The 5,067-nt window shown below is 40.7% G+C and carries 5 protein-coding genes; 4 read left to right on the top strand and 1 reads right to left on the bottom strand.

What is annotated here, in order from left to right:
• The 4 genes from JWQ85_RS13900 to JWQ85_RS13885 form a co-directional block, all read left to right on the top strand.
• The coding region (locus JWQ85_RS13900) for a CocE/NonD family hydrolase (protein WP_299468940.1) at positions 1-881 on the top strand (881 nt) is incomplete at its 5' end.
• Between the two features lie 141 nt (positions 882-1,022).
• On the top strand, positions 1,023-1,916 hold the full coding sequence (locus JWQ85_RS13895; RefSeq protein ID WP_299468938.1) for a WG repeat-containing protein: 894 nt from the start codon (positions 1,023-1,025) through the stop codon (positions 1,914-1,916).
• A 1-nt stretch (position 1,917) separates the two neighbouring features.
• Positions 1,918-3,588, top strand: a complete 1,671-nt coding sequence (locus JWQ85_RS13890; RefSeq protein ID WP_299468936.1) for a M1 family metallopeptidase — start codon at positions 1,918-1,920, stop codon at positions 3,586-3,588.
• A 242-nt stretch (positions 3,589-3,830) separates the two neighbouring features.
• Entirely contained in the window at positions 3,831-4,526 is a 696-nt protein-coding gene (locus JWQ85_RS13885) for a head GIN domain-containing protein (protein ID WP_299468934.1), read from the top strand.
• A 98-nt stretch (positions 4,527-4,624) separates the two neighbouring features.
• On the opposite strand, the gene trxA is transcribed toward JWQ85_RS13885, so the two are convergent.
• The gene (gene trxA / locus JWQ85_RS13880) at positions 4,625-4,945 is read right to left on the bottom strand and encodes a thioredoxin (RefSeq protein ID WP_299468932.1); all 321 of its coding nucleotides are present in this window, start codon (positions 4,943-4,945) and stop codon (positions 4,625-4,627) included.
• Positions 4,946-5,067 lie beyond the last annotated feature (122 nt).

The following is a 5,067-nucleotide window of genomic DNA, read 5'->3' as shown; positions in this document are numbered from 1 at the left end:
CGCGCGAAACAGGGCACACCATGCACAGCAATATCTACTTTGGCGATAGCATTGCTACCTTCTATCAAAAAAGCATCGAGCAAAAATTCTTTAACCACTTCCTTAAAGGTAATGGCGATAAAAACTCCGGCTTGCCTGAGGCTTATATGTACAACACCGGTAAAAAGGAATGGGAAACATTTGATAAATGGCCTGCTGCAAGCGCTACGCATCAAAAATTTTACCTAAGTAACGATGGTAAATTGGCTGCTGCACAACCGGCAACGGCGGCGGGTACAAGCTTTGTAAGCGACCCAATGAAACCGGTGCCTTATACCGAAGACAATACTACAACTATGGGCTTTACGCCGCATAACTATATGAGTGAAGATCAGCGCTTTGCCGGTCGCCGTACTGATGTTTTGGTTTTCCAGACAGATGTTTTAACTGATGATGTTACCCTGGGTGGCGAGATAATGGCCAAACTTAAGGTTGCTACCACCGGCACCGATGCCGATTGGATAGTGAAACTGATAGATGTTTATCCACCGGACGAGAAAAACAACGATTATATGCCAAACAAAAACATCATCCTGAGCAACTACCAGCAAATGGTTCGTTCGCAGATCATGCCGGCACGTTTCCGCGATGGGTTTGATAAAGCTGTACCAATGGTCGCCAACCAAAAAACAGATGTTAACTTTCACCTGAATGATGTGCTGCACACCTTTAAAAAAGGCCACCGTATTATGATACAGGTACAAAGCACATCGTTCCCGCTGTATGCGCGTAACCCGCAAAAATTTGTAGAGAACCCATACAAAGCCAACGAAAGCGATTACCAGAAAGCAACCCACACCGTATTTAACGACAGCTTTATTGATGTTGAGGTGTTGAAGTAGAGATTAGTTTTATCGTATAAACAAGCAATAGTCGAATTACTAATGGTCAAAAACAACCGATATATTAATACGCTATTGCTTGTTTTATTTTCAAACCTTGCTTTTTGCCAGGCGGAATTAAGATCTGTCAACTTCCATCTTTTGAAGCATTTTTCATACGAACTTTCTAAGTATGATAGCATAGTTCCTATTCAAAGGGCGGGTAAGTATTATTTCATTAATACTGTTACGAAAAAACTTGTATCTGATGAATCTTTTGAAGAAGCGTACCCATTTAAAGGCAAATGCGCTTTAATTAAAAAAGATGGAAAATATGGAATGGTGGACAAACAAATACACTATGCCGTTATGCCAACTTTTAATTCTCCGAATGGATTCTTCGGAAAGGTGATAAAAGATGACAACCATATTAAGCGGTTTAATTACAATAAAGCCAGGTTTGATTCTACTGAAACTTTTGTTTGGGAAGATCCGATAGCGCCGCCTATTTATTATACAACCGCAAGGAATAATAAATTCTATTATGGATTAAGGTATAATATGACAACATCATCGCCTATCTACGATACCATATTCTCGTTTAACACAAATTCCATTATTGTAGAGTTATCAGGCAAATATGGGATGATCAATTACAAAGGCGAAGTGGTTGTCCCAATAAACAACAAGGATTTTGTATCGCCAACCATGTTACCCGATGCATCGTCATCTGCATACATAGCTTTGCAAAAAGGGCTATATTGGTATTATTATAAGTCTAATAAACTATTATTTAAAAATAGGTTAAAGCCAACTGTCATAGGCGAGGATATATTTGTATATAAAATTGGCAATCTATACAACTATTTTAATGACTCGGGCGTCAGGGTATTAAGTAATAATTACAAATGGATAGCCGCAAGCGGGAACCTTGCTATTAATAAGAAAAATCAAGTAGTAATTTTAAACAGGAAAAGGGAAGAATTTGTCTATTTAGATCTTGATAAAAACTCAATCCAAAAATCCTACAATTATACAGGCCTTTTTGAACCATAACATGAAAATCAAACACATTTTAAACATAGCGTCAGGAGTTTTACTCACTACGCTTTTTACTTTTAATGCCCACGCCCAGCTTGGCACCAATAAAGAAACCTTTACCCGTGCCGATACCTTACGGGGGATGCTTACCCCTTTGCGTACCTGTTATGATATCAACTACTATCACCTGGATGTGAAGTTTGATATCGATAACAAATTCATTAGTGGCAACGTGCTTTTTAAATACACCGCTACGCAGGATTTCACCAAACTGCAGTTCGACCTGTTTTCGAACATGAAAGTTGAGAAGGTGGTTTATAAAGGTAAAGAAGTGCCTTACAGCCGCGAGTTTAACGCGGTGTTTGTAACCTTCCCGGAAACCATTAAAAATGGCAGCAAGGATGAGTTTACCGTATTTTACTCGGGCAACCCAACAATTGCCAAACGTGCACCCTGGGATGGTGGCATAGAGTATAATGTAGATTCGCTTGGGCATAAATGGGTATCAACCGCCTGCCAGGGCATGGGTGCCAGTGTATGGTGGCCAACAAAAGACCACCAGGCCGATGAGGTAGATAGCGCTTTGATCAGCATTAGCGTACCTAATGGCTTAAAAGATGTAAGTAATGGCCGCCTGCGTAAGGTTACCAAACTAAAAGACGGATATACAAGGTTCGATTGGTTTGTGGCCAACCCCATCAACAATTATAACATTGAAGCCAACATTGGCGATTATGTGCATTACAGCGACACTTACGTGAGCGAAAAAGGCAAGCTAACGCTCGACTTTTGGCCACTAAGCTATAACCTGGAAAAAGCCAAAAAACATTGGGGTGCAAACACCAAACCCATGCTAAAAGCTTTTGAACACTGGTTTGGCCCTTACCCCTTTTACGAAGATGGCTATAAGTTGGTAGAAACCCATCATTTAGGCATGGAGCATCAAAGTGGTACAGCTTACGGTAACCATTACCAAAATGGCTATTTAGGTCGCGACCTGTCTGGTACCGGCTGGGGCTTAAAATGGGACTTTATTGTGGTACACGAAAGCGGCCACGAATGGTTTGCCAACAACATTACCTCAAAAGATCTGGCTGATATGTGGATCCACGAAAGTTTTACTAACTACAGCGAATCGTTATTTATTGAGGATAATTGGGGCAAACAAGCCGGGCAGGAATATGTGCATGGCACCCGCTTGGGTATCCAAAATGACGGCCCTATCATTGGCCCATATAATGTAAATAAAGAAGGATCAGGCGATATGTATCCAAAGGGTGGTAACCTGCTGAACATGATCCGAACCATTATAAACGACGATGAGAAGTGGCGCGGCATCCTTCGCGGACTGAACAAAACCTTCTATCATCAAACCGTTACCTACGAGCAGGTTGTAGGTTACATCAACCAGCAAAGCGGCAAAAACCTAACCCCGGTTTTCGATCAGTATTTAAGGCATGCCAACATCCCTACGCTTGAATTTATGACCATAGGTGGGAAACTAATGGTTAAATGGATCGCGGATGAACATGCGTTTAATATGCCGGTAAAAGTACGCCTCAAAGGTGGCGAATACCAGTTTATTACCCCAAAAACACGTTTTACACCGCTTAACATCAATGGCGCCACTAAAGATAATATCGAGGTAGATACCTTTAACTATTATATAGGTGTGTTGATAGATTGAGTAGATTTTCACTATGCTTATAAGAAAGGCCTTCCAATTGGAAGGCCTTTCCTGTTAACAATCCGTCATTGCGAGGTACGAAGCAATCTCTTTAAGCTACTCCCTTACGCAAGGTGTATAATTGTCCTAAAGAGATTGCTTCGTACCTCGCAATGACGCGTGAGTTAATTTATTTCAAAAAATATGCAACTAACCCGTTACAACGTGCGTCTAATAGCTAAACAAACACTAAAAATAACCCCATGAGAACACTAAAAACACTTTTAATGGCTGCTTTATTGGTGGCCACCACAGCCTTAGCTAAAGCTGATACACAAGATCGACACCTTACGGGTTTTAACGCGGTTAGCGTTGCCGGTTCGTACGATGTATATATTACCCAGGGTTCAACCGAATCTGTAAAGGTAGATGCACCTTCAGATATTATTGACCGTATTGTTACCGAAGTACAGGGTGGTGTTTTAAAGATCTATACTAAAGATGGCACCAATTGGAACTGGACCGGAAAGAAAAAAATGATTGTTTACGTAGCTATCAAAAATGTGAATGCAGTTAGTCTTGCTGGTTCTGGCGATGTTTATTTTAAAGATGGTTTAAAAGCCCCATCCTTAAAAATAAAATTAACAGGCTCAGGTGATATCAGCGGTAAGGTTGATGTTAAAACTTTAGAAAGCAGCATAGGTGGCTCTGGCGATATTACCTTATCAGGCCGTGCAGAAAACTCAAGTGTTAGCGTAGTAGGCTCCGGTGATTTTACCGGCCAAAATTTGGCTACCACAAATACCCAGGTTAAAGTTGCAGGCTCTGGCGATGCAAAGGTAAACGCGGCCGAAAAAATTGACGCCTCGGTTGTAGGTTCCGGCGATGTGCATTACACCGGTGCTGCCAAAAATATTTCCAGCTCAAAAGCAGGAAGCGGCAGCGTAAGCCGAATGTAACCCTTTTAAGGGCGAAAAAAGGACGATATAGGGCGGTTTAGTTCGCAAAAAAGGCCTCCGGTAACATTACCGGAGGCCTTTTTTATTTATATATGATGTTATGCTAATTGCTTAGCAAGTTTCTCTGCAAGTACTGATTTTGGTACAGCGCCAATTTGTTTGTCAACAATCTCGCCACCTTTAAAGTATAATAAAGCAGGGATGTTACGGATGCCATATTTCATTGAGATGCCGGGGTTGTTATCTACGTTTACTTTCCCTACAACAGCTTTGCCATCGTATTCTTTAGCAAGTTCTTCAACAACAGGGCCTACCATACGACAAGGACCACACCACTCTGCCCAAAAATCTATAAGTACTGGTTTATCTGATTTTAATACAAGTTCATCAAAGTTTGCATCAGTTATTTCTAAAGCCATGATTTTATTTTTTAATAATGTTATACAAATATATACTATTCAAATAGCTTGCCACAAGTAGGGGTATGACAATGTGACAATTATATTATTAACATCTGCCTTAATTACAAATGGTTTATAGT

It is taken from the genome of Mucilaginibacter sp. (genome assembly GCF_028288105.1).
Classification (GTDB): domain Bacteria; phylum Bacteroidota; class Bacteroidia; order Sphingobacteriales; family Sphingobacteriaceae; genus Mucilaginibacter.
Note: the sequence above shows the minus strand (reverse complement) of the source record. Positions and strands in the feature narration are given on the sequence as shown.

What these genes read in the sequence shown, in the direction of transcription:
- JWQ85_RS13885 (WP_299468934.1), top strand. Translation starts at nt 3,831, where the DNA reads ATGAGAACACTAAAAACACTTTTAATGGCTGCTTTATTGGTGGCCACC.
- trxA (WP_299468932.1), bottom strand. Translation starts at nt 4,945, where the DNA reads ATGGCTTTAGAAATAACTGATGCAAACTTTGATGAACTTGTATTAAAA.
- JWQ85_RS13890 (WP_299468936.1), top strand. Translation starts at nt 1,918, where the DNA reads ATGAAAATCAAACACATTTTAAACATAGCGTCAGGAGTTTTACTCACT.